The sequence below is a fragment of the Serratia sp. MYb239 genome (assembly GCF_002966855.1).
GTDB classification, from domain to species: domain Bacteria; phylum Pseudomonadota; class Gammaproteobacteria; order Enterobacterales; family Enterobacteriaceae; genus Serratia_B; species Serratia_B rhizosphaerae.
This window is the reverse complement of the sequence record NZ_CP023268.1, coordinates 2,612,282-2,634,869: the sequence shown is the minus strand read 5'-3', so window position 1 is coordinate 2,634,869 and position 22,588 is coordinate 2,612,282. Positions and strand designations below refer to the sequence as shown.

General features: G+C 57.4%; 19 protein-coding genes, 2 pseudogenes and 1 other annotated feature. Of the genes and pseudogenes, 9 read left to right on the top strand and 12 right to left on the bottom strand.

The genetic code is table 11. The annotated features are described in order from the left end of the window. Nucleotides 1-32 precede the first annotated feature (32 nt). The 3 genes from CLM71_RS12690 to CLM71_RS12680 form a co-directional block, all read right to left on the bottom strand. A complete protein-coding gene (locus CLM71_RS12690) occupies nucleotides 33-572 on the bottom strand; it encodes a septation protein A (RefSeq protein WP_105231330.1) in 540 nt (179 codons plus the stop codon). A 343-nt stretch (nucleotides 573-915) separates the two neighbouring features. Beyond that, nucleotides 916-1,668, bottom strand: coding sequence for a YciC family protein (locus CLM71_RS12685; RefSeq protein ID WP_105231329.1), 753 nt, complete (start codon nucleotides 1,666-1,668; stop codon nucleotides 916-918). 31 nt (nucleotides 1,669-1,699) lie between these two features. Beyond that, nucleotides 1,700-2,140 carry a YkgJ family cysteine cluster protein gene (locus CLM71_RS12680; RefSeq protein ID WP_105233374.1) on the bottom strand — a complete coding sequence of 147 codons (441 nt, stop codon included), beginning with the start codon at nucleotides 2,138-2,140 and terminating at the stop codon, nucleotides 1,700-1,702. A 287-nt stretch (nucleotides 2,141-2,427) separates the two neighbouring features. On the opposite strand from CLM71_RS12680, the gene ompW reads away from it, so the two are divergent. Continuing rightward, nucleotides 2,428-3,081 (top strand): outer membrane protein OmpW, encoded by a 654-nt coding sequence (gene ompW / locus CLM71_RS12675; RefSeq protein WP_145961170.1) that lies wholly within the window; start codon nucleotides 2,428-2,430, stop codon nucleotides 3,079-3,081. Between the two features lie 47 nt (nucleotides 3,082-3,128). Here ompW and CLM71_RS12670 read toward each other — a convergent pair whose 3' ends face one another. From CLM71_RS12670 to CLM71_RS12640, 6 genes and pseudogenes are all read right to left on the bottom strand, one after another. Next, nucleotides 3,129-3,443: a BON domain-containing protein gene (locus CLM71_RS12670; RefSeq protein WP_105231327.1), complete on the bottom strand. Its 315-nt coding sequence runs from the start codon at nucleotides 3,441-3,443 to the stop codon at nucleotides 3,129-3,131. Nucleotides 3,444-3,614: 171 nt separating this feature from the next. Beyond that, nucleotides 3,615-4,421: a tryptophan synthase subunit alpha gene (gene trpA, locus CLM71_RS12665; protein ID WP_105231326.1), complete on the bottom strand. Its 807-nt coding sequence runs from the start codon at nucleotides 4,419-4,421 to the stop codon at nucleotides 3,615-3,617. Continuing rightward, nucleotides 4,421-5,611: a tryptophan synthase subunit beta gene (trpB, locus tag CLM71_RS12660; RefSeq protein WP_105231325.1), complete on the bottom strand. Its 1,191-nt coding sequence runs from the start codon at nucleotides 5,609-5,611 to the stop codon at nucleotides 4,421-4,423. Before trpB ends, trpA begins: the two co-directional genes overlap by 1 nt. Before the next feature lie 45 nt (nucleotides 5,612-5,656). After that, a complete protein-coding gene (gene trpCF / locus CLM71_RS12655) occupies nucleotides 5,657-7,018 on the bottom strand; it encodes a bifunctional indole-3-glycerol-phosphate synthase TrpC/phosphoribosylanthranilate isomerase TrpF (protein WP_172606339.1) in 1,362 nt (453 codons plus the stop codon). Nucleotides 7,019-7,021: 3 nt separating this feature from the next. Beyond that, a pseudogene (gene trpD / locus CLM71_RS24280) lies at nucleotides 7,022-8,619 on the bottom strand (bifunctional anthranilate synthase glutamate amidotransferase component TrpG/anthranilate phosphoribosyltransferase TrpD). Then, nucleotides 8,619-10,175: an anthranilate synthase component 1 gene (locus CLM71_RS12640; RefSeq protein ID WP_105231321.1), complete on the bottom strand. Its 1,557-nt coding sequence runs from the start codon at nucleotides 10,173-10,175 to the stop codon at nucleotides 8,619-8,621. Before CLM71_RS12640 ends, trpD begins: the two are co-directional and overlap by 1 nt. 28 nt (nucleotides 10,176-10,203) lie before the next feature. Next, nucleotides 10,204-10,306: a sequence feature (Trp leader region), on the bottom strand. A gap of 243 nt (nucleotides 10,307-10,549) precedes the next feature. On the opposite strand from CLM71_RS12640, the gene CLM71_RS12635 reads away from it, so the two are divergent. The 4 genes from CLM71_RS12635 to rluB all read left to right on the top strand — a co-directional run bounded on the left by CLM71_RS12635 (nucleotide 10,550) and on the right by rluB (nucleotide 13,981). Next, the gene (locus CLM71_RS12635; RefSeq protein ID WP_105231320.1) at nucleotides 10,550-11,425 is read left to right on the top strand and encodes a PHP domain-containing protein; all 876 of its coding nucleotides are present in this window, start codon (nucleotides 10,550-10,552) and stop codon (nucleotides 11,423-11,425) included. Nucleotides 11,426-11,496: 71 nt separating this feature from the next. Continuing rightward, the gene (locus CLM71_RS12630; RefSeq protein WP_105231319.1) at nucleotides 11,497-12,117 is read left to right on the top strand and encodes an L-threonylcarbamoyladenylate synthase; all 621 of its coding nucleotides are present in this window, start codon (nucleotides 11,497-11,499) and stop codon (nucleotides 12,115-12,117) included. Nucleotides 12,118-12,220: 103 nt separating this feature from the next. Then, nucleotides 12,221-12,580, top strand: coding sequence for a Rap1a/Tai family immunity protein (locus tag CLM71_RS12625; RefSeq protein WP_105231318.1), 360 nt, complete (start codon nucleotides 12,221-12,223; stop codon nucleotides 12,578-12,580). Between the two features lie 486 nt (nucleotides 12,581-13,066). Beyond that, on the top strand, nucleotides 13,067-13,981 hold the full coding sequence (rluB, locus tag CLM71_RS12620; RefSeq protein ID WP_105231317.1) for a 23S rRNA pseudouridine(2605) synthase RluB: 915 nt from the start codon (nucleotides 13,067-13,069) through the stop codon (nucleotides 13,979-13,981). Nucleotides 13,982-14,027: 46 nt separating this feature from the next. On the opposite strand, the gene cobO is transcribed toward rluB, so the two are convergent. Next, nucleotides 14,028-14,618, bottom strand: a complete 591-nt coding sequence (gene cobO / locus CLM71_RS12615) for a cob(I)yrinic acid a,c-diamide adenosyltransferase (RefSeq protein ID WP_105231316.1) — start codon at nucleotides 14,616-14,618, stop codon at nucleotides 14,028-14,030. Between the two features lie 12 nt (nucleotides 14,619-14,630). After that, nucleotides 14,631-15,392 (bottom strand): YciK family oxidoreductase, encoded by a 762-nt coding sequence (locus CLM71_RS12610; RefSeq protein ID WP_105231315.1) that lies wholly within the window; start codon nucleotides 15,390-15,392, stop codon nucleotides 14,631-14,633. Between the two features lie 359 nt (nucleotides 15,393-15,751). Between CLM71_RS12610 and sohB the strand changes: the two genes are divergently transcribed. After that, a complete protein-coding gene (gene sohB, locus CLM71_RS12605; protein WP_105231314.1) occupies nucleotides 15,752-16,798 on the top strand; it encodes a protease SohB in 1,047 nt (348 codons plus the stop codon). A 47-nt stretch (nucleotides 16,799-16,845) separates the two neighbouring features. On the opposite strand, the gene CLM71_RS12600 is transcribed toward sohB, so the two are convergent. After that, a complete protein-coding gene (locus CLM71_RS12600; protein WP_105231313.1) occupies nucleotides 16,846-17,097 on the bottom strand; it encodes a YciN family protein in 252 nt (83 codons plus the stop codon). A 425-nt stretch (nucleotides 17,098-17,522) separates the two neighbouring features. Here CLM71_RS12600 and topA point away from each other — a divergent pair, with 425 nt between their 5' ends. The 3 genes and pseudogenes from topA (at nucleotide 17,523) to CLM71_RS12585 (ending at nucleotide 22,586) form a co-directional block, all read left to right on the top strand. Beyond that, nucleotides 17,523-20,126, top strand: a complete 2,604-nt coding sequence (topA, locus tag CLM71_RS12595; RefSeq protein ID WP_105231312.1) for a type I DNA topoisomerase — start codon at nucleotides 17,523-17,525, stop codon at nucleotides 20,124-20,126. 359 nt (nucleotides 20,127-20,485) lie between these two features. Next, nucleotides 20,486-21,460, top strand: a complete 975-nt coding sequence (cysB, locus tag CLM71_RS12590; protein WP_015672511.1) for an HTH-type transcriptional regulator CysB — start codon at nucleotides 20,486-20,488, stop codon at nucleotides 21,458-21,460. A 428-nt stretch (nucleotides 21,461-21,888) separates the two neighbouring features. Beyond that, nucleotides 21,889-22,586: pseudogene (locus CLM71_RS12585) on the top strand (hypothetical protein). The last annotated feature ends 2 nt before the right edge of the window (nucleotides 22,587-22,588 follow it).

Genomic DNA, 22,588 nt, shown 5'->3' with positions numbered 1-22,588 from the left:
AGTTGCCGCCGCGGGCATTAACAATTTTGTAACTATTTTTTCTGTTCTTCCGGCATATGCTTATAAATATAGACGCCGCTCAGCAGGGTAAACACCAACGTCAGCGCGGTTAGGCCGAATACTTTAAAGTTGACCCACACGCTCTGCGGCATCCAGAAGGCCACATAGATATTGGCCAGCCCGCAGGCGAGGAAGAACAGCGCCCAGGCCAGATTGAGGTTGCTCCAGATACGGTCCGGCAGCGTCAGCTCTTTGCCCAGCATCCGCTGGATCAGCGGTTTTTTCAGCATCAGTTGGCTGACCAGCAGCGCGATGGCGAACAGCGTATAAATCACCGTGACTTTCCATTTGATAAACAGATCGCTGTGGAACACCAGCGTCAGCGTGCCAAATACCGCCACCATCAGGAAAGTGATCAGCGTCATTTTTTCTACCTTGCGGTATTTCACCCAGGTGAACACCAACGCCAGTGCGGTCGCCACGATAAGCGCGCCGGAAGCGACGTAAATATCGTAAAGCTTATAAAACGCAAAAAAGACAATTAACGGGAGAAAATCAAGAAACTGCTTCATAAATCAATCCATCATCTGTTCGTCGGCCGACTATACCGGATTCGGCCGGATCTGTGTACCGCCGGAGGGCGCTGATTATCGGCGTTTTGTCCGCGGATTTCCGCTTTCCGGGCAAGAATTTGCATAAAATTACCAAAGGGCATCCCGCCCGCGGCTGTCTACCTGGCGCAATAGCGTCCGTTGATAATTTACCATGGAAAGTGGTTGGCATCAGAACGTCGGAGGAGGCAGGGTTGTGGAGGGGAGGATTATAGTGACATTGTCACTTTATGGGACGCCGTGCGCGACGGTGAAAATAAAAGGGCACGCCGAAGCGTGCCCTTAAAGCGTTCCACGGCCGTAATCAGTTGCGCAGCAGCATATACAGACGGAACAGATATACCAGCAGCAGCGCGGTCACCAGATTGCTCAGCGCGGTCAGCACCACGCCGGCAACGCTTGGCGCCAGCGCCGACAGGTGGCTGACCAGCAGCAGCACCAGCAGCTTGGCCGCCAGCCACAGCATCATGGCCGGTACAATCAGCCGGGCGTTGGCAAAGGCCAGCTTGGCGCTCTGCCGCAGCGACGCGAACACGCCTTGCTTATCTGCAGAGCAAATCACCGGCGCCAGCGAAAATGCGACGGCGATAATCACCCCGGGCACGACAAACAGCGTCAGGCCGAGCTGAATCAGCAAGGTGCAGATAAACAGCAGCAGCAGCAGGCGCGGCAACTCCGGCGCGGAAGCGCCGATCGCACGCAGCGCGCTGACCGGCTGCCCCTGAGAAACCAGACGGATCAGCGTCAGCATACCGCCGACCAACAGTAAATTCCCCACCAGCGCGGCAAAGGTGGCCGCGGCTGATTTTTTCAGCATCACCATTTGCTGTTCCGGGGTCATCTGCGCCACAAACTCCTGCAGCCCCATCCCGGTGGATGTAGATAGCTCATTAAACGCGGCGTCCAGTATCTTGAGCTGTTCGGCGTCGGGCTGGAATGCCTGATCGAGCAGTATCGAAATAAACGCGGTCAGCAGCGCCAGCAGCAGAATCGTAGCCAGCTGGTTGCGGAAAAAGTTAAAACTGTCACGGTACACAGTGTTAGCCGTGATGGACATGCAGACTCCTTGGCGTCGGGAACAGAGATAATCAGTGGTGGATTGTACCTTGTTCCGGCTCGCTGTGGCACCCCGCAAGCGCTATGGCGCTGATTTCTTCAGCGATTATCGTTTCCGGCAGCGCCAGCGGCTGAGGAACGGGCAGCGGCGGCAGGCCGTAGCGTTCGCGTGCGCGATCGCAGGCTTCATTGCGCAGCCCGTTTTCGCCCGAGGCGTCAAATTCGCGGCACGGCGTCGGCCGGTTAAGGTAAATAGAACAGGATACGGCCTGGCCGATTTCACCGTCGAGCGCGGTGCAGCGCGGAGACCTGCTGTTGGTTCCCTGCATACAGCGCAGGAACGGGGTTAACGGCTCGGTGAGCGCGCTTGGCACCACGCCGCCGCCGTCATCGCCTTCAGCCCAATAGAATGACACTCGAAAATAGGCGCAGCACGCGCCACAGCTAACACAGGGATTGAGAATTTCGCTCATCTTGATTGCCACCATCTCCTAACGGTCACCAACCAAAACCAACACGGAGCGAAAAAATTACTCAGCGCCGCGCATTTCTGCAACTGATATTTCACTTGTTTACATTTTCACAACAAATGACCTTTTTTGATTTAGATCAATTCTTGATTTATTAATCGCTTAGGTAACCCTGATTTTTGTGCGAATTAATAGTTTTACACATAAGATGTGATCTCTATGCGATCAAAAATACCTTGTAATAGGTATATTCGGCAGGGCTAGAAACCACACATATGGAATGGATGATGATGAAGAAGACTACTTTAGCGGTATTGGCGGCGATGGTCGCGCCAATGGTGCCAATGGCGGCAAATGCGCATCAGGCCGGGGATTTCCTGCTGCGCGCTGGCGCGGCGACGGTGCGTCCGACCACCGGTTCGGATGACGTGCTGGGTCAGGGCTCATTCGACGCCAGTAACAATACCCAGCTTGGGCTGACTTTCGGCTATATGGTAACGGACAACATCGGCGTTGAATTGCTGGCGGCAACCCCGTTCCGCCATAAAGTGTCGCTCAGCGGCCAGGCGGTCAGCGGCGATATCGCTACCGTGCACCACCTGCCGCCGACGCTGATGGCGCAATATTACTTTGGCGACCGTCAGGATAAGCTGCGTCCTTATCTGGGCGTGGGCGTCAACTACACCACCTTCTTTGATGAAAAATTCAATCAGAAAGGCAAGGACACCGGTCTGAGCAACCTGAGCCTGAAAGACTCCTGGGGCGTTGCGGCGCAGGCTGGCCTGGACTATAACCTGGATGAGCACTGGATGCTGAACATGTCAGTGTGGTGGATGAACATCGAAACCAAAGCCCGCTTTGACGATGCGTCCGGCGGCCATCACAGCATTGATACGCGCCTGGATCCGTGGGTATTCATGTTTGGTGCCGGCTACCGTTTCTAAGCAGCGCGTGTTTCACGGGGAGGCGCCTTGCGGCGCCTCCTTGGGTTTTACTTCAATTGCATCACGTTTTCTACCGACTTCACGCCGGCGACGCCGCGGGTAACCTGCACCGCACGGTTGGCGTCTGCGCTGGTGCTGACAAAACCGCTTAGCTGCACGCGCCCTTTAAAGGTTTCGACGCTGATCTCCCGCGATTTGATGTTTTTATCCGCCAGCAGCGCCGATTTCACCTTGGTGGTGATTACTGTGTCGTCAATATAGCCGCCAGTTCCCTCTGATTTCGCCGTCGGCGCGCAGGCCGTTACCGCCAGCGCCATCACACCGGCCATACACAGTGCCGCAAGGGTTTTAAATAGCTTCATAGTTACTCTCCATGCCATGTTATTTTTTTAACGACAGACTACGTTGGCGTACGGATTGCCGCAGCCATCATTAGTGTGAAACAAAGGACAGATTAGTCAATCGGATATTGGGAAATATGATGAGGTTATTCTTAAAGCCGGGTGCGTGGGGCGCACCCGGTAAAGCAAGGTTCAGCCGCGGGTGGCGTCCTTCATCTCACTGACGAATTTGCCCAGCTTGGCGAGCATCTCTGCCGGCTGTTGCTGGTACTGCTCAATGATTTTCACGATGGCGGAGCCGGAAATCGCGCCGGCAGCACCGGCCTGCAAGGCCTCACGCACCTGAGACGGCTCTGAAATACCAAACCCCTGTAGCGCAGGCGCGGCATGATATTCACGGAGCGTATTGATCAAGTGGTTCAGCGGCTGCTGCGCGCGGCTTTCGGTGCCGGTGACCCCGGCGCGGGACAGCAGGTAAGTATAACCGCGCCCGTGAGACGAAATCTCGCGCAGCAGATCGTCATTGGCATTCGGCGGACAAATGAAGATCGGCGCGATATCGTGACGCAGCGCGGCGGCGCGGAACGGCGCGGATTCTTCAAAGGGCACGTCGGCGACCAGCACCGAATCCACACCGACGTCGGCACAGCGCTGATAAAAATTATCGATGCCTTTATGGAACACCAGGTTGGCATACATCAGCAGGCCGATAGGAATATCGGGATGCTTCTGACGGATGGCCGCCAGCATTTCAAAGCACTGGCTCGGCGTTACGCCGGCGGCGAAGGCGCGCAGCGTGGCGTTTTGAATGGTAGGACCGTCCGCCAGCGGATCGGAGAAGGGGATGCCCAGCTCCAGTGCGTCCGCGCCGTTCTCAATCAGCGTATCGATAATCTGCAGCGACAGCGTCGGGTTAGGGTCGCCCAGCGTGACGAACGGCACGAAGGCGCCTTCCTGCCGGCTCGCCAGGCGCTTGAACAGTTGCTGATAACGTTCCATCACATTTCTCCCCGTGCTTTCAGAATATCGTGAACGGTAAATATGTCTTTATCTCCGCGGCCGGACAGGTTCACCACCAGAATCTGCTCTTTCTGCGGCGTTTCACGGATCATTTTCAGGGCGTGCGCCAGCGCATGGGAGGACTCCAGCGCCGGAATAATGCCTTCGTGACGCGAGAGCGCCTTGAAGGCCTCCAACGCTTCGTCATCGGTGACGGAGACATAATCCGCCCGGCCGATGCTGTTCAGATGGGCGTGCTGCGGCCCGACGGACGGGAAATCCAGACCGGCGGAGATCGAGTAGGATTCTTCGATCTGGCCTTCCGCGGTCTGCATCATCGGCGACTTCATGCCAAAGTAGATGCCGACGTGGCCGTGTTTCAGCGGCGCGCCGTGCTGGCCGGTTTCGATGCCCAGCCCGGCAGGCTCGACGCCGATAAGTTTAACACTGGTCTCATCGATAAAATCGGCGAACATGCCGATGGCGTTGGAGCCGCCCCCCACACAGGCCAATACCGCATCCGGCAGGCGGCCTTCGCGTTCTTGCATCTGGGCCTTGGTCTCTTCGCCGATCATGCGCTGGAATTCGCGGACGATGGTCGGATAGGGATGCGGGCCGGCGGCGGTGCCTAACATATAGTGCGCCTTGTCATAGCTGGCGGACCAGTCGCGTAGCGCTTCGTTACAGGCATCTTTCAGCGTGGCGGAGCCGCTGTGCACCGGGATCACCTCGGCGCCCATTAGCCGCATGCGGAATACGTTCGGCGACTGGCGCTCAACGTCTTTGGCACCCATATAGACGCGGCACTTCAGCCCCAGCAGCGCGCTGGCCAGCGCCGACGCCACGCCGTGCTGGCCGGCGCCGGTCTCGGCGATAATTTCAGTTTTGCCCATGCGTTTCGCCAGCAGCGCCTGTCCCAGAACCTGGTTGGTTTTGTGGGCGCCGCCGTGCAGCAGGTCTTCACGTTTCAGATACAGTTTGGTGTTGGTGCCGGCGGTCAGGTTTTTACACAGCGTCAGCGCGGTAGGGCGCCCGGCGTAGTTTTTCAGCAGGTCGATAAACTCGGCCTGAAACTCTGGATCGCGCTGGGCGCTGACAAAGGCTTCTTCCAGTTGGATCAAAGCCGGCATCAGAATTTGCGGCACGTACATTCCGCCAAATTCACCAAAATAAGGGTTAAGCAGCGTCATCGAGGTTCCCGTCCTATGCGTTAATTCGTTAAAAATGTCTGCCGTTCAGTAAGCGCGCAGCGTCTGGAAGACGGCGCTCAGACGCTGCGCGTCTTTAATGCCGGGCTCGCTTTCCACCCCGGAATTGAAATCCAGACCGGCGCAGCCGAGCTGTGCGGCCTCAATACAGTTATCGGCGCTCAGGCCGCCGGCCAGCAGCACGTTATCCAGCGGCTCGGCGTGCAATACGCTCCAGTCGAAGCGCTGTCCGGTGCCGCCGGCGCCGTTATCCAACAGATAGCGGTCGACGTGCTGCAGATCGCGCGCCGGCACCTGCGTTTTAACGCTCAGGGCCTTCCAGATCTGGCAGTCGGCGGGCAGGCGGGCGCGCAGGGCGCTGATATAATCCTGGTCTTCGGCGCCGTGCAGCTGTACGGCGCGCAGGCCCAGACGCTCAACGGTTTGCGCCACGGTGTCGACCTGCGCGTCGCAGAACACGCCGACGTACTTCAGCGGCGCGCCGGCGATCACTTCGCGTGCGCGGCTGATATCCACATAGCGCGGTGAACGGCCGACAAAAATCAGCCCGCCATAGTTGGCGCCGGCCTGATACGCCGCCGCCGCGTCCTGCGGCCGGGTCAGGCCGCAGACTTTATTGTCGCCGAGGATCACGCGACGCACTGCCGCACGCAGATCCGGCTCCGACATCAGCGCGCTGCCGATCAGGAAACCGTTGGCAAAGCGGCTGAGCTCGCGGATCTGCGCGTAGTTATTGATGCCGGATTCGCTGATCACCGTGACGCCGTGCGGCACCTGCGGCGCCAGCGTGCGGGTGCGGTTCAGGTCGATGCTCAAATCGCGCAGGTCGCGGTTATTGATACCGACGACTTTGGCGCCGAGCGTAACTGCCCGCTGCAGCTCTTCTTCGCTGATGACTTCGGTCAGTACGCCCATCTTCAGGCTGTGCGCGACCGCCGCCAGCTGTCGGTACTGCTCGTCGCTGAGCACCGACAGCATCAGCAGAACGGCGTCGGCCTGATAGTGGCGCGCCAGGTAAATCTGGTAAGGGTCGATGATAAAGTCTTTACACAGCACCGGCTGGCTGACGGCGTTACTGACCAGCGGCAGGAAGTCAAAACTGCCCTGGAAATACTTTTCATCGGTCAGCACGGAAATCGCTGAGGCGTACTCTTTATAGACGCCGGCAATCTCCGCCGGATTGAAATCTTCCCGAATCAGCCCCTTGGAAGGCGAGGCTTTCTTACATTCGAGAATAAACGCCGTTCTGGCGCCCTGCAGGGCATGGTAAAAACTGCGTTCGCTGGGGACCAGTTCGTTCTGAAAGCTGGCCAGCGGCTGTTGTTGCTGTCGTGCTGCGACCCAGAGCGCTTTATCACGAACAATCTTGTTGAGCACGGTTTCCTGCATCATTTATCCTCTTGCTGCCAACGCGGTTACTCGCTCATAGGCTTGGCCGCTGTCAATCATCGCTAATGCCTGCTGCGCGTTTTGGCGCAGGTCTTCCTGTCCGAATAATTTCAGCAGTAACGCGACGTTAGCCGCCACTGCTGCGGCGTGAGCAGGCTCACCTTTACCTTGTAACAACCGCGCAAGAATGTCACGGTTTTCTTCCGGCGTCCCACCCAGCAGCGCCTCCAGCGGGTAGCTCGGCAGGCCGAATGATTCCGGCGTCAGGGTATAGGTGGTGATGTCGCCGTTGTTCAGCTCCGCCACCTGCGTGCTGGTGTGGATCGCCACCTCGTCCATGCCGCCGCCGTGTACCACGGCGGCGCGCTGATAGCCCAGCACCCGCAACGTTTCGGCGATCGGCAGCACCAGTTCGGGGCTGTAAACGCCAATCAGCGCCAGCGGCGGTCTCGCCGGGTTAATCAGCGGCCCCAGCACGTTGAACACCGTGCGGGTTTTCAACTGCTGACGTACCGGCATCGCATGGCGGAACCCTGTGTGGTACTGCGGGGCGAACAGAAAACAGACGCCCAAATCGTCCAGCGCCTGACGCGCCTGTTCGGCTGGCAGATCCAGACGGATGCCGAAGGCCGCCAGCAGGTCGGAAGATCCAGAACGGCTGGAGACGCTGCGGTTGCCGTGTTTGGCCACCCGGGCGCCGCAGGCCGCTGCGACAAAGGCGCTGGCGGTGGAAATATTGATGCTGTTGGTGCCGTCACCGCCGGTGCCGACGATATCGGCGAACAGGTAGTCCGGGCGAGGGAACGGTTGAGCATCCGCCAGCAGCGCCTTGGCCGCGCCGGCAATTTCCGCCGGCCGCTCGCCGCGTACTTTCATGCTGATTAACGCGGCGGCCAGCTGACTGGCTTCCAGTTCGCCGCGCACGATGGCGCTGAACAGCTGCTGGCTTTCCTGCTGGCTCAGCGACTCGGCGCGGTACAGTTTTTCAAGAATAGGCTGCATTATTCTGCCCCCTTTGGCGGCTGAGCCAATGCCCAGGCCAGCGTTTGTTCCAGCAGGCGCGCGCCGTGCGTGGTTAAAATCGATTCCGGATGAAATTGGAAGCCGCAGACGCGATCGTCATCGTGCCGCACCGCCATCACCATGTCGCCAAAGCGGGCGTTCACCGTCAGGGCGGCGGGGATGTTGCTGCCCACCAGAGAATGGTAGCGCGCGACCGGCAGCGGGTTCGCCATGCCGGCGAACATTGCGTCATCGTCGTGGCGAATGGCCGAGGCCTTACCGTGCAGGATTTCGCCGGCCTGGCCGACGTGGCCGCCGTAGGCTTCCACAATCGCCTGATGCCCCAGACAAATGCCGATAATCGGCAGTTGGCCGCGCAGACGCTGCAGCAGCTCCGGCATACAGCCGGCGTCGGCCGGTGCGCCAGGCCCCGGCGACAGCATCAGCACCGGTTGTTCCAGTTGGCTCAGCCGTTCAATAATCACCTCGGCGGCAATCTGGTTGCGGTAGATCACCACCTGATGACCGCTGGCGCGCAGCTGATCCACCAGGTTGTAGGTAAAAGAGTCGACGTTGTCGAGCAGTAAGATATCGGCCATCAGAACACCTCCTTGGCATGATGCGCGGTGGCGATGGCGCGCAGCACGGCGCGTGCTTTATTGCGGGTTTCGTCGGCTTCCGCCTGCGGGACAGAGTCGAGCACTACGCCGGCACCGGCCTGCACGGTGGCGATGCCGTCCTCCACATAGGCGGAACGAATCACGATGCAGGTATCCAGATCGCCGGTGGCGGTGAAATAGCCCACGGCACCGCCGTAGCTGCCGCGGCGGCTGCCTTCGCTGGCGGCGATCAGCTGCATGGCGCGCACCTTCGGCGCGCCGCTCAGCGTGCCCATATTCATGCAGGCCTGATAGGCATGCAGCACGTCCAGATCCTGACGCAGCGTACCAACCACGCGTGACACCAGATGCATCACGAAGGAGTAGCGGTCCACTTTGGTCAGATCGGCCACGTAGCGGCTGCCGGCCTGACAGATGCGCGCCAGGTCGTTACGCGCCAGATCGACCAGCATCAGGTGCTCCGCCAGCTCTTTATGGTCGGTGCGCATCTCCAGTTCAATGCGGCTGTCGAGGTCCCGATCCAGGGAGCCGTCGGCTCGGCGGCCGCGCGGGCGGGTGCCGGCAATTGGATAGATTTCAATCTGCCGGTTGCCGGCGTCATATTTCAGTGCGCTTTCCGGCGATGCGCCGAACAGCGTGAAATCGTTGTCCTGCATAAAGAACATATACGGGCTGGGGTTGTTGTCCTTCAACGTCTGGTAGGCCGCCAGCGGCGTCGGGCAAGGCAGGGAGAAGCGGCGTGACGGCACCACCTGGAAGATTTCTCCGTGGCGGATCGCCTGCTGTAGTTCGCTGACCGCCGCACCATATTGCTCATCGCTCTGGTTGCAGCTTAGCTGCATGTTTTCCAGCGTCTGGTGGGGAATCGGCTGCGGCGTTTGCTTCAGCTGCTGCTGTATCTGTTGCAGACGCTGTTGCAAACGCTGCTGCTCCGCATCGTCGCCGGTAAACACGCTGGCCTGCAGGCGGGCGACGCCGCGCTGGTGGTCCAGCACCAGCAGTGTTTCCGCTAGATAGAAGCAGAAATCCGGGCAGCGCTGGTCCTGACGCAGCTGCGGCAGCTCTTCAAAACCGGCCACCAGGTCGTAAGCGAACAGCCCGCCCAGCATCATTGCCTCGCGCTCGTCGGCCGGGGAGTCGACCAGCTTCAGCAGCGTGCGCAGCGCATCGAATACCGACAGCGAACGCAGACGCGCATCTTCATCCTGCACTGCATCAATCTGCGGGAAGGTCAGCTCACGGCCATTGGGGCGTACGGCAATCTGCACCTCGGCCGGCAGCGCCTCATCCAGCAGCGGCAGCAGCGCGGCGCCGTTGGCGCTCAGCGCCTGCAGGCTGACCTGACGCCCCAGAGCGGTAATGCGCAGTGCGCTATCGATCACCAGCAGGCTTTGCAGGTTCTGTTTGCTTTCAATTTCCGCCGACTCCAGCAGCAGTGTGGCCGGCCGGGCGCCGCACAGCTGGTGGAACAGGGTGGTGGGGTCGCCCCGGTAGTCGGCTTGCGCCTTGAGTAATGTCAGTTGTGGTTTGCTCATTGACTGTACTTCCCGTTAAATTTTGCCCATAAAAAAGCCCGCATTACTGCGGGCCTGGAGAATCTGCATTGTCGGATGACAGGTATGCGTGATTACACCGCCCGCGAAAGGGAGGTACGCCACCAACGAAGAAGAGAAGTTTGTTTGCTCATTATCGCGCTCTCGCTAATTATCATCCAACACGGGGATTGCCGTGAACTTGTGTACTAGTTAACTGGTTCATGGCTGCGATGTCAATACTTTTAATCAGCAATGTTTTTATCAGCGTCGTGAATTATTTTCATCCAACGCATCGTCGGGGCCGGAGAATAGATTTCCGTCCGGACGGCATTAGCGGTTATGATAAAAAGCTAAGCCATTGCAGGATATTTCTTTTGACTGACACCACTGCTCCATCCTCTGCCTTTACCCTGTACGATCTCCACAGCCACACTACCGCTTCAGACGGGTCTTGCACGCCAGCACAACTGGTACAGCGTGCGGCGGAGATGCGCGTCGGCGTACTGGCGATTACCGATCACGACACCACCGACGGCCTGGCGGCGGCGGCGGCGGTCATTGAGCAGCAGGCGCTGCCGCTGCAGCTGGTCAACGGCGTGGAGATCTCCACCCTGTGGGAAAATCACGAGATCCATATCGTCGGTCTGGGCATCGATCCGGCACATCCGGCGATGGTGCAACTGTTGGCGGAGCAGATTGAACGGCGGCAGCAGCGCGCGCAGGAAATTGGCGTCCGTTTGGCCAAAGCGCGTATCGAAGGCGCCTTTGAAGGCGCACAGCGGCTGGCCGACGGCGGAGCGGTAACGCGCGGACATTTTGCCCGTTATCTGGTGCAGGTCGGCGTCGCCGACAATATCGCCCAGGTGTTTAAAAAATATCTGGCCAAGGGGAAAACCGGCTACGTTCCGCCACGGTGGTGTACAATAGAACAAGCCATTGATGTGATTCATCAATCCGGCGGACAGGCGGTTGTCGCGCATCCCGGTCGTTATGATCTGACGGCGAAATGGCTAAAACGCCTGCTGGCGTATTTTGCCGAACACGGCGGCGATGCGATGGAAGTTGCCCAGTGTCAGCAGGCGCCGAATGAACGTACGCAGCTGGCGCAATATGCCCAGGATTTTCAGCTGCTGGCGTCGCAGGGCTCAGATTTTCACCAACCCTGTGCTTGGATTGAACTGGGACGCAAACTGTGGCTGCCCGGCGGCGTAGAGCCGGTGTGGCGTGATTGGCCGCTGGCGCGGCAATGATTGGTTAGCCTGACGCATCAGGCATGAGTGCGGGCGGCGGCGTCCGCGTGCAGCACTTTTAGGAGTAACAGATGAGCCAGCTTTTTTATATTCACCCGGACAACCCGCAACCGCGTTTAATCAATCAGGCGGTTGATGTGCTGCGTAAAGGCGGGGTGATCGTGTATCCGACCGACTCCGGCTATGCGCTGGGGTGCCGGCTGGAAGAGAAATCGGCCATGGAGCGTATCTGCCGTATCCGTCAACTGGACGGCCACCATAACTTTACGCTGATGTGCCGCGACTTGTCGGAGCTGTCGACCTATGCCTATGTGGATAACACGGCATTCCGCCTGATCAAGAATAATACGCCGGGGCATTACACCTTTATCCTCAAGGCGACCAAAGAAGTGCCGCGTCGCCTGATGAACGACAAGCGTAAAACTATCGGCCTGCGCGTACCCTCCAACCCGATTGCGCTGGAGCTGCTGGAAGCGCTCAATGAACCGATGATGTCGACCACGCTGATGCTGCCGGGCAATGATTTTGCCGAATCCGACCCGGAAGAGATTAGCGATCACCTGGGTAAACAGGTCGATCTGGTGATCCACGGCGGCTTCCTGGGGCAGCAGCCGACCACGGTGGTAGACCTGACTGAGGCCGCGCCGGAAGTGATGCGCGAGGGTGCCGGCGACCCGTCGCCGTTCCGCTGATAACTCTATAGAAATTCTGAAAATCGGCTTTCGCGACCGCAAACGTGGCGAAAACCGCTATTCTACGATAACAAAATAATAAGTAATGGCAGGGCGCGTAACAATGATAAAACAGACTTTACTGGTCGCTTCCTTACTGGTTTCTTCGGCGGCGAACGCCGGTTTTTATTCTGGCAGCGCGCTGTTAGCGGAAAGTGACGGCTATGTGAAGAATAAAAACGGCGTGGCGACCGTCGCCGAGGCGTTGAACGGCGGTATGTTCATGGGCTATGTCGCCGGGGTATTCGATACTTATTCGATGCAGGGCAACCGCAACATCTGCCCGGATGCCGGAATGAGCGTCGGCACGGCGTCCGACGCGGTGATGCAATACCTCAACGACCATCCTGAACAACTGCACTATTCGGCGCCGTCGGTGATTATGCTGGCGCTGGCAGCCGCTTATCCTTGCGAGCGTCACTAATGTTGTCAGAGGGCTGGCGCTCGCCGGCCCTGTCTTGCGGCTGATGCCGTATTCCCCACTTTGTAAGATTCTCAGCGTTTACCCTTGGCACCTGATCCCTGGTGATATCCGGCTAGCATAAAGTAACGCCTGTGTTGTGGCCGAGGCGGTTACTGATAATTCCTGGCGGTACACCGTCATTCCACATGCTTTGCGCTGGCGTCATGCGCATGGTGTGCGTAGAAACGTGCTTATGCGTTATTAGGCTTATTTCAGGCTGTCAGCGCTGGGTGAAAAACGAACATTCTTTTTAGAATCATTAATTCTAAAATTTGTGTAGAATGTGCGGCCACGTTGAATGATGCGTGGTAGCTGGTGTGGTGCCGCGTGTGCCATGCAGCGTGCCAAAAAGTGTGCAAGATTATAGGGTTATGGCGCCGATTGCCGTAACTGATTGAACGTATAGTATACGCAGACGCCTGTGAAGGCGACGCAAGAGGTTGCTCCATGAGCGAAAAATTACAGAAAGTTTTAGCGCGTGCCGGTCACGGTTCGCGTCGTGAAATTGAAGGCATGATTGAAGCCGGACGCGTCAGCGTCGACGGTAAAGTGGCGACGCTGGGCGATCGCGTGGAAGTGAATCCGGCGATGAAAATCCGTATTGACGGCCATGTGGTGTCGGTAAAAGAGTCGGAAGAGGCTGTGTGCCGCGTACTGGCTTATTACAAACCGGAAGGCGAGCTCTGCACCCGCAGCGATCCGGAAGGGCGCCCGACGGTGTTCGATCGTCTGCCGAAACTGCGTGGTTCGCGCTGGGTGGCCGTGGGCCGTCTGGATGTGAATACTTCGGGGCTGCTGCTGTTCACTACCGACGGTGAACTGGCCAACCGTCTGATGCACCCGAGCCGTGAAGTTGAACGTGAGTATGCCGTGCGCGTATTCGGTCAGATTGACGACGACAAGGTGAAACAGCTGAGCCGTGGCGTACAGCTGGAAGATGGCCCGGCGGCGTTCCGCACCATCAAGTTCCAGGGCGGGGAAGGCTTGAACCAGTGGTACAACGTAACGCTGACCGAAGGACGCAACCGCGAAGTGCGTCGCTTATGGGAGGCGGTCGGCGTACAGGTCAGCCGTTTGATCCGCGTGCGTTATGGTGATATCGATCTGCCGAAAGGCCTGCCGCGCGGCGGCTGGGCTGAACTGGATCTGTCATCGATCAACTACCTGCGCGAACTGGTGGAGCTGAAGCCGGAAACGGTCAGCAAGCTGCCGGTCGAGCGTGAGCGTCGCCGTGTGAAGGCCAACCAGATTCGCCGTGCGGTGAAGCGTCACAGCCAGGTCTCTCCAGGACGCCGTGGCAACGGCGGCGGCAAGCCGGCGGGCGCTAAATCTGCCGCCAAGCCGACGCGTAAACGCAGCTAATCCGCAGCCCCGCGTAGCCGCCAATCGACGGCTATGCGGAGGATGATTACCAGTCGATGCCCTGTTGGGCTTTGATGCCAGCGTCAAACGCATGTTTCACCGGTCGCATCTCCGTCACCGTATCCGCCAGTTCCAGTAAATCACGATGGCAGCCGCGGCCGGTAATTATCACCGTCTGATGGGCCGGGCGCTGCGCCAGCGCCGTCATTACCGCTTCCAGTTCCAGATAGCCGTACGCGACCATATAGGTCAGCTCATCCAACAGCACCACATCCAGCGACGCATCGGCCAGCATGCGTTTACCGTGCTGCCAGACCGCCTGACAGGCCGCCGTATCGTTCTCTTTACTTTGCGTCTCCCAGGTAAAGCCGGTAGCCATCACCTGAAACTCCACGCCATGCTGCTGCAGCAGATTCTTTTCACCGTTGGGCCATTCGCCCTTGATAAACTGAATGACGCCGGCCTGCATGCCGTGGCCTACCGCGCGGGTGACCGTGCCGAACGCCGCGGTGGTTTTCCCTTTCCCGTTGCCGGTGAATACCAACAGTAACCCCCGACTTTCCTGCGCGGCGGCAATACGCGCGTCGACCTGCTCTTTTAACCGCTGCTGACGCTGCTGGTGGCGATCTTCAGCCATAAGGCATTCTCCCTATTCGGCGGCGCCGGGTTTGCGGTTGGGCTGGGCGTCAAAGCTCATGCCGGTTTTACGGCGGCTGTCATCACCCATCAGATACAGGTACAGCGGCATGATATCCGCCGGGGTTTTCAGCTTGTTTTTGTCTTCATGCGGGAAGGCGGCGGCGCGCATACTGGTGCGCGTTCCGCCCGGATTGATGCAGTTTACCCGCAGATGGCGGCTTTTATACTCTTCCGCCAGCACCTGCATCATGCCTTCGGTGGCGAATTTGGAGACGGCATAAGCGCCCCAGCCGGCGCGTCCCATGCGGCCAACGCTGGAGGTGGTAAAGATCAGCGAGCCGGCAGGGGATTTTAACAGCAGCGGCAGCAGCGCCTGGGTCAGCATAAAGGTGGCGTTGACGTTGACCTGCATCACATCGTGCCACATTGCCATATCGATCTCGGCCATTGGCACGATATCACCCAACAGGCCGGCGTTATGCAGTACGCCGTCCAGACGCGGCAGCTGATCCGTCAGGTCGGCGGCGACCTGGCGGCATTGCTCCTGCGTGGCATGCAGCAGATCCAGCGTGACGGTCAGCGCCGGCGCGCCGCCCTGGGCGGCAATTTCGTCGCGAACAGCCAACAGTTTGCTTTCGGTGCGGCCCAGCAGCACCAGCTGTGCGCCGAAACGCGCATAGGTTAATGCGGCTTCGCGGCCGATGCCGTCGCCTGCGCCGGTAACCAGAATGATGCGTTGCTCCAGCAGATCGTGTTTAGGGTTGTAATGCACAATAATTCCTCGCGCTGTGACGGGCAATTTCCACCGTTTTCGGGGAAATGCAGTGGGTGTGGGAGGCCGGCGGCGGGCGTGTCGGTTCGACGGTCGCGCTGGCCCCACAGCGAATGCGATGATCACATTGATAAATAATGCGTGTTATATGCCTGAAACGGATCGCATTTTCAATGATAAGGCGGGCGAAACGGCATTCTTTTGTAACAAAAACGGAACAATCCCAGCGTGCCGCCCGGGTGAAAACGCTCATCCGATGCGTAGCGTATTCCAGGAAGGGGAATTTGCCGCGACAGCCGGGGGAACAGTTGGCTAGAATGAACGAAGACAACTAACAACCTGTTATCAAGGCGGAATCTGTGGAGTTTATATCTGTTTACGGCCTGTTTTTGGCCAAGGTCGCCACGGTGGCGATCGCTATCGCCGCGCTGGCGCTGCTGGCGGTAAGTCTGGGACATCGCAAGAGCCAGCAAAAAGGGGAGCTGCGGCTGACCGATCTCGGCGAACAATACCGCGATATGCAGCGCGATATGCGTCTGGCGCGGATGGATGCGGCAGAGCAAAAAATCTGGAACAAGCAGTTTAAGAAGCAGACCAAGGCCGACGATAAGCTCAAAAAGCAGCGGGCGAAGGCGGGCGCGGTGGAGGCGGGTAAGCCTTGTCTCTACGTGCTGGATTTCAAGGGCAGCATGGACGCGCATGAAGTCTCTTCACTGCGCGAAGAGGTCTCTGCCGTGCTGGCGGTGGCGACGGCGCAGGACGAAGTGCTGCTGCGTCTGGAAAGCCCTGGCGGCGTGGTACACGGTTACGGCCTGGCCGCTTCGCAGTTGGAACGCCTGCGCAACGGCGGCATCCGCCTGACGGTGGCGGTGGACAAGGTCGCCGCCAGCGGCGGTTATATGATGGCCTGCGTGGCGGATCGCATTGTGGCGGCGCCGTTTGCCATCATTGGCTCCATCGGCGTGGTGGCGCAGATCCCCAACTTCCACCGCCTGCTGAAAAAGAACAATGTGGACGTCGAGTTGCACACCGCCGGCCAGTTCAAACGTACGCTGACGCTGTTTGGTGAAAACACCGACGAAGGGCGTGAGAAGTTCCGCGAGGAGCTGAATGAAACCCATCTGCTGTTCAAGCAGTTCGTCCATCAGCAACGTCCTTCGCTGGATATCGACAGCGTGGCGACCGGTGAGCACTGGCTCGGCACGCAGGCCCGGGAAAAAGGGCTGGTCGACGCGGTGGGCACCAGCGATGACCTGCTGATTGCCGAAATGGAAACCCATGAGGTGATCGGGGTGCGCTATACCCGCCACAAACGGCTGATCGACCGCTTTACCGGCAGCGCGGCGGAAAGCGCCGATCGTCTGCTGCTGCGCTGGTGGCAGCGTGGAGAAAAGCCGCTGCTGTAAGCCGAACTTTGGCACGGGGGCTTTGGCTCCCGTTTTTTATCCATCGCTCAATCGACCAAGTGGTATTTTTCCGAAAGTCGGTGAGCGAGATGTTTAAACATATTAAATACCGCCGTGGTTTTTGCCGTAGGCAAACCGTCCGGGTCTAAAAAGAATTCGCCGCGAAATACCAGCACGCCGTTTTTTTGTTCGACATCGGTGGCGACCATGCCGTGGAGATAATCCTCATGCTGACGGATGATGTTATTTGCTTCTTTGAGTAACGTCTCACGGTTAATCGGTGAAGTATTATTGTTCATTTATTGCACTCCGGATATCTTTACTGCGCATATACTAGCGCCGCTTTCCGTTTATCCGCAAATAAACTAAGGTTTAGCCGCCGTCCGGACGGCTGGCAGGCTATAGAAGTTGGCGAAAAAGCGTTTTCCGTGCTAATTAGGTTGCGTGGCGCTTTTTATCAGGTACAGTGTGGGATTTTGCGGCCTCAGGTGGAAATTTTTGTTTACGCCAACGGCGAGCCATAGACGGCCATACCTCTGGAGCATGGCTGAAAGGCGGGGGCGATCAGCAACTTGCGTTCAGGTTGAGCAGTTAAGCAGCCAACGGAAAAAAACATGTTGATCTCCGGCCAGACTGCCGCAATATAAAAAAGAGATGTGAATTGCCGCGGCACGGCGAGATAAAAGACTTCTTTTCAGAAGAAATAAATTAGGTAAAGGTAAATATGGGTAAAGCTCTTGTAATAGTTGAGTCCCCGGCAAAAGCCAAAACTATTAATAAATATTTGGGTAATGACTACGTGGTGAAGTCCAGCGTCGGTCATATCCGTGATTTGCCGACCAGTGGCTCAGCCAGCAAAAAGAGCGCTGACTCAAGCGAAGACAAAACCAAGGCCAAGAAAAAAGTTAAAAAAGACGCAACGACGGCGCTGGTAAACCGAATGGGCGTCGATCCTTATCACGGCTGGAAAGCGCATTATGAAATCCTGCCTGGTAAAGAAAAAGTTGTCGCAGAGTTAAAATCGTTAGCGGAAAACGCCGACCACATTTATCTCGCAACCGACTTGGACCGCGAAGGGGAAGCCATTGCCTGGCACCTGCGGGAAGTGATCGGCGGCGACGACCAGCGCTTCAGCCGCGTGGTGTTTAACGAAATCACCAAAAACGCCATTCAGCAGGCGTTCAGCGAGCCGGGCGAACTGAATATTGACCGGGTTAACGCCCAGCAGGCGCGTCGCTTTATGGACCGCGTTGTGGGCTATATGGTCTCGCCGCTGCTGTGGAAGAAAATTGCCCGCGGCCTGTCCGCCGGCCGCGTACAGTCGGTGGCCGTCCGCCTGGTGGTGGAGCGCGAGCGTGATATCAAAGCCTTCGTGCCGGAAGAGTACTGGGAACTGCGCGCCGACCTGCTGGCGCAGGGTGAAACCGCGCTGCAGATGGAAGTGACCCATGCGCACGGCAAACCGTTCAAACCGGTAAACCGCGACCAGACCTACGCGGCGGTGGCGTTGCTGGAGAAAGCGCGCTACACGGTGCAGGATCGTGAAGACAAACCGACCAGCAGCAAGCCGGGCGCGCCGTTTATTACCTCCACGCTGCAACAGGCGGCCAGTACGCGTCTGAGCTTCGGCGTGAAGAAAACCATGATGATGGCGCAGCGTCTGTATGAAGCGGGCCACATTACCTATATGCGTACCGACTCCACCAACCTGAGCCAGGATGCGCTCAATATGGTGCGGGGTTATATCGGCGACAGCTTCGGTGAGAAATACCTGCCGAAAGCGCCGAATCAGTACAGCAGCAAAGAGAATTCTCAGGAAGCGCACGAAGCGATTCGTCCTTCGGACGTGAACGTGGTGGCCGAACAGCTGAAAGATATGGAAGCGGATGCGCAAAAACTGTATCAGCTGATCTGGCGTCAGTTTGTCGCCTGTCAGATGACGCCGGCGCAGTACGATTCCACCACGCTGACGGTAAAAGCCGGTGATTACCAACTGCGCGCCAAAGGCCGCACGCTGCGTTTCGACGGTTGGACCAAGGTGATGCCGGCGTTGCGCAAGGGCGACGAAGATCGCACTCTGCCGTTTGTCGACATCGGCAGCGAGCTGGATCTGCAGCAGTTGATCCCGAGCCAGCACTTTACCAAGCCGCCTGCGCGCTACAGCGAAGCATCGCTGGTGAAAGAGCTGGAAAAACGCGGCATCGGCCGTCCTTCCACCTATGCCTCGATCATCTCCACCATTCAGGATCGCGGCTACGTGCGGGTGGAAAACCGCCGTTTCTATGCGGAAAAAATGGGCGAAATCGTCACCGACCGGCTGGAAGAGAACTTCCGTGAGCTGATGAACTACGATTTCACCGCCCGCATGGAAGATGGCCTCGACCAGGTGGCGAACAACCACGCGGAGTGGAAAGCGGTGCTGGACGAGTTCTTTGCCGAGTTCAGCGAACAGCTGGAAACGGCGGAAAAAGACCCGGAAGAAGGCGGGATGCGCCCGAACCAGATGGTGCTGACCAGCATCGACTGTCCGACCTGCGGCCGCCAGATGGGCATTCGCACCGCCAGCACCGGGGTGTTCCTCGGCTGTTCCGGCTATGCGCTGCCGCCGAAAGAGCGTTGCAAAACCACCATCAACCTGGTGCCGGAAGCCGAAGTGCTTAACATACTGGAAGGGGACGATGCGGAAACCAACGCCTTGCGCGCGCGCCGTCGCTGCCAGAAGTGCGGCACCGCGATGGACAGCTACCTGATCGATAACCAGCGCAAACTGCACGTGTGCGGCAACAACCCGGCCTGTGACGGTTACGAGATTGAAGAGGGCGAGTTCCGCCTGAAAGGCTATGACGGCCCAGTGGTTGAGTGTGAGAAGTGTGGTTCCGAAATGCACCTGAAAATGGGGCGCTTCGGTAAATACATGGGCTGCACCAACGAAAACTGTAAGAACACGCGTAAAATCCTGCGCAGCGGTGAAGTCGCGCCACCGAAGGAAGATCCGGTGCCGTTGCCGGAATTGCCATGCGCCAAGTCGGACGCCTATTTTGTGTTGCGTGACGGCGCGGCCGGCGTGTTCCTGGCGGCCAATACGTTCCCTAAATCGCGCGAAACCCGTGCGCCGTTGGTGGAAGAACTGCAGCGCTTTAAGGACCGTCTGCCGGAAAAACTGCGTTACCTGGCCGATGCGCCGGTGGCCGATCCGGAAGGCAACAAAACGCTGGTGCGCTTCAGCCGTAAGACCAAGCAGCAGTACGTCTCTTCGGAGAAAGAGGGCAAGGCCACCGGCTGGACCGCATTCTTCGTGGATGGCAAATGGGTTGAAACCAAAAAGTAATCGTTGCTGACGGCAGCAATCTTAAAAAACCAGCCCGGGCGGCTGGTTTTTTTATGCCCGTGCCCGGGGAAATCGGCCATTCTGGTGCGTTTTAATCACCGTGGACCGGCGTTGCGCATTGATAGTAATGCGAAATAATCGTTATCATAGTGTGACGTGGATCTATACTTGAAGCTATGGCGTGATATAGTGGTTATATAAAAATATGTATTTATGATTAAAGCTTATTAACAACGGCGTTTTCTGCAGCATCTGGGTTAACACTGTGTTATGGCTCACCAACTTTTCAGCATACCGGGAAACACCGATATACCTGAATGCGGCCTGGCCGCAGTGTTTAACCTAGGATGGTATAAGATATGAAATTGCAGCAGCTTCGTTACATTGTGGAAGTGGTTAATCACAACCTGAATGTGTCATCGACAGCGGAAGGGCTTTATACCTCTCAGCCTGGCATCAGCAAACAGGTGCGTATGCTGGAGGATGAACTGGGTATTCAGATCTTCGCCCGCAGCGGCAAACACCTGACGCAGGTGACGCCGGCAGGCCAGGAGATTATCCGCATCGCGCGCGAGGTGCTGTCCAAGGTCGAGGCAATCAAAGCGGTTGCCGGCGAACATACTTATCCGGATAAAGGCTCCCTGTACGTCGCCACCACCCATACGCAGGCGCGCTATGCGCTGCCTAACGTGATCAAAGGCTTTATCGAACGTTATCCGCGCGTCTCATTGCATATGCATCAGGGGTCGCCGACGCAGATCGCCGAAGCGGTGTCCAAAGGCACCGCCGACTTCGCTATCGCCACCGAGGCGCTGCATCTGTACGACGATCTGATTATGCTGCCGTGCTACCATTGGAACCGCGCGGTGGTGGTGAAACCCGATCATCCGTTAGCCGGCAAAAGCCATATCACCATTGAAGAGCTGGCTGAATATCCGATAGTGACCTACACCTTCGGCTTTACCGGTCGTTCAGAGCTGGATACCGCCTTTAACCGCGCCGGGCTGACGCCGCGTATCGTGTTCACGGCTACCGATGCCGACGTGATCAAAACCTACGTCCGCCTGGGGCTAGGGGTGGGAGTGATTGCCAGCATGGCGGTTGACCCGGTGCAGGATCCGGATCTGGTGACCGTCGACGCCCGCGATGTGTTCACCTACAGCACCACCAAAATCGGTTTCCGCCGCAGCACCTTCCTGCGCAGCTATATGTACGACTTTATCCAGCGCTTTGCGCCGCATCTGACGCGCGACGTGGTGGACACCGCAGTGGCGCTGCGCTCGAATGAAGAGATCGAGGCGATGTTCAAGGACATCAAACTGCCGGTGAAGTAGGGCGTAAAATTAACGACTTACCGCAGAATCAACATTCGGGTGTTCGCTCACCTGTTTCAATCTGTTGATTGAAACAGGCTGTAAAGCCAGACTTACCGGGAGGGAACATTTATCCCTCCCGTTTTCATATCTCCTTAGAGCGCAGCGCCAAGGCGATATTGATTCACGTTACATACTCACCACACACCCCTTCTAACGTGCCCTCGACGCTATCACCTATAGAGCTGAGTTATGGTCTGATAGCTTTTTACTAACATGGAGTGGGTCACGCATTCAAAAGTGTCATCGGGGCTATTCACTGTAAATTTACTCTAGACCCAGGTCGCATCTTTTTCTGTTTATACCCTTAAAATAATCTGCAGATTTTCCAGCATGCATGTGCTAAATATTAATAAAAATCAATATGTTAATCTGAAAGCATATAGGTTATGAGTACTCGACGGGATATACAGGATGGAGCGAAATTTGAATGGCTGACAAGCGGGCTTGTTTACACCGAGGTCTTAGGGTGGCTTGATATGGGGCACGCTCGCGGTGATGATATCATTGCCCTGAAACGCCAGTTCTTGGCGGGTGAGAATAGCGGGAAAGATTTTTATACCGTGATGTATCGCCAAGATATGCGTATTGCCAGATTTGGGAGCCGGTTGGGTATCGGGAAATTTTCACGGTGGCAGATCAAGCGAGGGCGCAGCGGTAGTGATGTTAACCGTATTATGTTGGCGATGATGTTGAGTACATCGTTTTTCTTTGAAAACTTACAAAGCCAGCGTGTTTTTTCGTGGTATACAGACAGCGGCTATAGTGGTGAAGATCTCGTTTCTAACTGTTTGTATTTTATCGTTATATGATTTCTGGCCGATATGATTATCGAGTCAGGCCCGTGAGTTATACTGCGGCTGTGCGTCGATGGGATTATTACGGCTCTATCGGCTCCCATAAAAATAGCGGTTTTCTACCGATACTTTTTCCTGATCCAAGCGACCCTTGTGTCAGGCGCCAACCGTACAAGGTAAATCTTCCACATTTTATGACGTGGATGCGTCCGTGGGATGACTTTACGTCCGGGACTGTCAACGTTCTTACGGGCAATGGAACATCATTTGAATTCAAAGGAGTGAGGTAACC

Coding starts and splice junctions, on each gene's coding strand:
- CLM71_RS12640 (WP_105231321.1), bottom strand. CDS start 10,175: ATGAGCAAACCACAACTGACATTACTCAAGGCGCAAGCCGACTACCGG.
- CLM71_RS12685 (WP_105231329.1), bottom strand. CDS start 1,668: ATGTCCATCACGGCTAACACTGTGTACCGTGACAGTTTTAACTTTTTC.
- topA (WP_105231312.1), top strand. CDS start 17,523: ATGGGTAAAGCTCTTGTAATAGTTGAGTCCCCGGCAAAAGCCAAAACT.
- trpCF (WP_172606339.1), bottom strand. CDS start 7,018: ATGCAGGAAACCGTGCTCAACAAGATTGTTCGTGATAAAGCGCTCTGG.
- CLM71_RS12630 (WP_105231319.1), top strand. CDS start 11,497: ATGAGCCAGCTTTTTTATATTCACCCGGACAACCCGCAACCGCGTTTA.
- ompW (WP_145961170.1), top strand. CDS start 2,428: ATGAAGAAGACTACTTTAGCGGTATTGGCGGCGATGGTCGCGCCAATG.
- cysB (WP_015672511.1), top strand. CDS start 20,486: ATGAAATTGCAGCAGCTTCGTTACATTGTGGAAGTGGTTAATCACAAC.
- CLM71_RS12600 (WP_105231313.1), bottom strand. CDS start 17,097: ATGAACAATAATACTTCACCGATTAACCGTGAGACGTTACTCAAAGAA.
- CLM71_RS12625 (WP_105231318.1), top strand. CDS start 12,221: ATGATAAAACAGACTTTACTGGTCGCTTCCTTACTGGTTTCTTCGGCG.
- trpA (WP_105231326.1), bottom strand. CDS start 4,421: ATGGAACGTTATCAGCAACTGTTCAAGCGCCTGGCGAGCCGGCAGGAA.
- CLM71_RS12670 (WP_105231327.1), bottom strand. CDS start 3,443: ATGAAGCTATTTAAAACCCTTGCGGCACTGTGTATGGCCGGTGTGATG.
- CLM71_RS12680 (WP_105233374.1), bottom strand. CDS start 2,140: ATGAGCGAAATTCTCAATCCCTGTGTTAGCTGTGGCGCGTGCTGCGCC.
- cobO (WP_105231316.1), bottom strand. CDS start 14,618: ATGGCTGAAGATCGCCACCAGCAGCGTCAGCAGCGGTTAAAAGAGCAG.
- rluB (WP_105231317.1), top strand. CDS start 13,067: ATGAGCGAAAAATTACAGAAAGTTTTAGCGCGTGCCGGTCACGGTTCG.
- CLM71_RS12690 (WP_105231330.1), bottom strand. CDS start 572: ATGAAGCAGTTTCTTGATTTTCTCCCGTTAATTGTCTTTTTTGCGTTT.
- trpB (WP_105231325.1), bottom strand. CDS start 5,611: ATGACGCTGCTTAACCCTTATTTTGGTGAATTTGGCGGAATGTACGTG.